Annotated in this window: 1 protein-coding gene and 1 pseudogene; one reads left to right on the top strand and one right to left on the bottom strand. The window is 57.6% G+C overall.

All coding sequences use genetic code 11. The features are described from left to right. Nucleotides 1–149 precede the first annotated feature (149 nt). Nucleotides 150–512, top strand: a pseudogene (locus tag FS320_RS49235) (hypothetical protein); the annotation flags it as partial. A 69-nt stretch (nucleotides 513–581) separates the two neighbouring features. Here FS320_RS49235 and FS320_RS40595 read toward each other — a convergent pair. Next, nucleotides 582–2,927, bottom strand: a complete 2,346-nt coding sequence (locus FS320_RS40595) for a hypothetical protein (protein WP_152718176.1) — start codon at nucleotides 2,925–2,927, stop codon at nucleotides 582–584. Between the last annotated feature and the right edge of the window lie 251 nt (nucleotides 2,928–3,178).

Below are 3,178 nucleotides of genomic sequence, written 5' to 3'. Positions count from 1 at the left end.
TCATGGCGGGTGTGGCACAGTGCAATCGGTGGCAGGGGTTGGTCTCAGCAACCAAATCCTACGCTGCTTCAAGCGCTTAAGCTACATCCGCCAGCCCTCTCCAGCCCTCTCGTGCATAAGAACGGCTAGATGGTGGATCAAGCCATAGCGGACGGCGCTGGCTTATTACCAAGCTGGCGCACGCGGGCATATCGCCAAAGGCAATTATGCTTCTTGCTGGCCACAAGCATCTTTCAACGACCCAGCGCTATATTGATGTGAACGATGAGATGATGCGCTCGGCAGTCGAAGTCCTTTACGTGCATTCAGCGCGTCTCAGGCTTGCGCTTTATCTATTACCTCTCGCTCAACAATCGAGGGCTGGAGCGTCCCATCCTCGAATGAGCCTTCACTTTTACGAAGTCAGTACCCTCCATTGTCCGCCGGACAGAATGGAGTTGAGCATTATTTATCCAATGTCGATGACGGATTATGAAGAGAAAGATGCTCTGGCTGCGGTGTCCTCTGTCTAGGCGAGTGCAGAAGTTCAGCAAACTTTGGAAACGTACAACTCTAAGAACCAGTCCACAGACTTAGAAGACCTAATCCCACTCCTCAATACGCCTCTGGCGGGTTCTGAGACGATAAGCCAACTGCCGATTGGCCACGCCCTGGCCTTTCTCTAGATCCGCGATCATAGCCTCAACGTAAGAACCTTGGCCGATCCGCTCTAGACGTGAGACAATTTTTTCGACTATCCCAGCCTCATCCGCGATGATTGCTAAGTCACTAGGTGGCCAATGGGACGATACGAACGCTTGTACAAGCGTTCGTCGAAGCTCCTTGCCTTTGTCCCAATCGGCATACCAGTAAAACATCTCGATCATGGTCAAGCGCCCGCTCGTGGTCGCACGATAGACCCGTGGGAATGTAGCTCGTACGAGTGGGGAAAGAGCGAGAACAGGATACTGAAAGGCAAGTTGAATTGCCTGGGGATCGAGGGCGGTCACATCGTCGGAGTGCGTCCGCCCCCTAGCAGCCTCGGTGACTGCGATCCATCGCTCCGTTAGCCGACTCGACCATGCCTCCTTGAACTCCTGGAACGCGGCACCGACCAAAGCAGGCAATTTTTCATCATTTCGGCGTGCTGCGATAGGAGCCGCCAGTTCGAGCCATTCCCAGACCTTTCGGGCGAGTTCTGCTGTCTCGTGCGCTCGATGGCCCGGACCGCGAATGGACGGGTTGCGCCATAACCCAATGAGTTCAGGAGGGCGCTCTAGCGTCAGCCGCTCTTGGATGGGAGGCTGGTTCAGCCACTCCCGCATTGCCTCAGATGACAGCCGCCCCTGGAAGAAACTCGTCGACGCACTTGCAAGCAGCTTCTGCACTAGAAGGGAAGCTGATCGATGTTCAAGGGCTCTTGCACGCCGCCATAAGTCAGCACCCGGACGAACGAGGTCGGCCAAATCGTTGGTCTCAAAATTCTGCAGAAGAAGGCCTAAAGCGTCAGAAATCGCCGTTGACCGACCTAGCCCGACGGCAGCCAGCAAGGCCATCACGAGATGGCTGCTGCGCGTGGAGAATGCGTTGCGGAGCTCGACCCTGACATCCGGACGCAGGATAAAAGCAGCGAGGGCGCATGCCCGAAAATACGGTTCCGTTGCTTTGACTCGACTAATGGCTTCTAGCGCTTCGGATGTTGCGGGGAGAACGACTGCCCAAACGGCTGCGAGCCTCTCCGAGGTGAGGCCCGCCTCCGCAACATGATCGCGTACGATTTTGGGAAAGCGCGAAGAGAGGGATTCGATGTGAACCCACATGCCTTCGCCAGCGTCTGCGGGGAGTCCGAATGCGAGAACCGTCGCGAGCACGTCCTGGGCTCCCTGCTCGTTGACAGTCTCCAAAACGGCGTCGATCAAGCGGGCATCACGCCCGAGGGCAGGCGCGGTCGTGAGGTGACTAGTGATGGTCTTTCGTCGGCGCGAAGTTGCCCGCTTGAGCCACAGCACGACGTGTTCAGTAACCTCTTGGAAGGAAAGCGAGTGTGGTCCCGCGTCGAGGTATATGCGCGCGAGCTCTGGTTCGTAACCAAGCAAGGCATCAACGAGCTCAGGCCTCTTCTTCTCCAGCTCACCAAGCAAAGGAGCAATCCGCTCCGGACGCGCCTGGAGGCCAGCCCCGACGCCAGCGACGAGGGCTCCCCGACGCGACTTGGCGCTGACCAGGACGGCAACACCCGCTTCTGGTTCCACAGACACGAGGTCGGAGATTAGTGTCACGATCCGAGCCCTCATCCACCGGAAACGATGATACGGAGCACGGATGACGCGTTGGGAGATGGCGCTTAGTAGCTCAATGGCAGCTGCCGCGGGCTCGCGCATCGATCGATCCATGGCCCAGTTTAACGCTTCTCTTTTGGGTTCAAGCGCTGAGTTCTCGGCCGGAGCGAGCGCGGCCAACACGTCGAGCGCAGCAACAGCGGATGCCGGGTTGGTAACCCCGCGGTCCCGTAGGTCCGCAAGAGCAACAAGTTTCAGGAGCGAGCTCGGATCAGCTGGCAAGCTGTGCTTGAGGTCGCCAATCTCAGTGCCTACGTCCGGAAGCTTGGCTCCTTGCTCAGGATCGAGTGCCGAAATGACAACATGGAAGAGGGATCGAAGACGTGGGTCGTTAACATCCGGCGTGTTTCCGCGCGGGTAGCCAACGAAATGGCTGTTCTCTAAGTGACTATAACGGCTCACAGCCAACGATGGCGCAAAGATCAGGTTGAACGGGCGAGATAGAATCTCACGTGTTTTCAGAGCGTAGGTACAGGCAGCAAACTCCACGCGAAGGGCTGGCCAGAAAAAATCCAGAAGACGCAGTAGAATCTCGTTCGGATCCGATGCGTCGAACCAGACAACGGGCCTACGCCCTTCAGCGAAGAACAGCCGAGAGAATCGGGCCACACTGTCTCTCCTTTCATCAAGGTGAGACCATTCGCTTGGTTGGGCGCTACTCGCCTCGAATACCAGGGGGCTAGTGAACGTCACGAGCTTATCTCTCTGGGGACGTTGAAGCAGCCGCGAGATGCTGACCTGCCACTGAAGTTTCATCCAGCCGCTGTTAGAGCCTCGGCAGGTGATACGCCTTCTGGCGCGACAGGAGCAAGGGGCCAGCGCGCGGAGCCTGTCCGTTGCGCAGCGTGATGGTCCCTTGC

Origin of the sequence: Microvirga tunisiensis, assembly GCF_009296175.1 — a bacterium.
GTDB classification, from domain to species: domain Bacteria; phylum Pseudomonadota; class Alphaproteobacteria; order Rhizobiales; family Beijerinckiaceae; genus Microvirga; species Microvirga tunisiensis.
The sequence above is the reverse complement of the archived record's forward strand: the minus strand, read 5'-3'. Positions and strand labels throughout refer to the sequence as shown.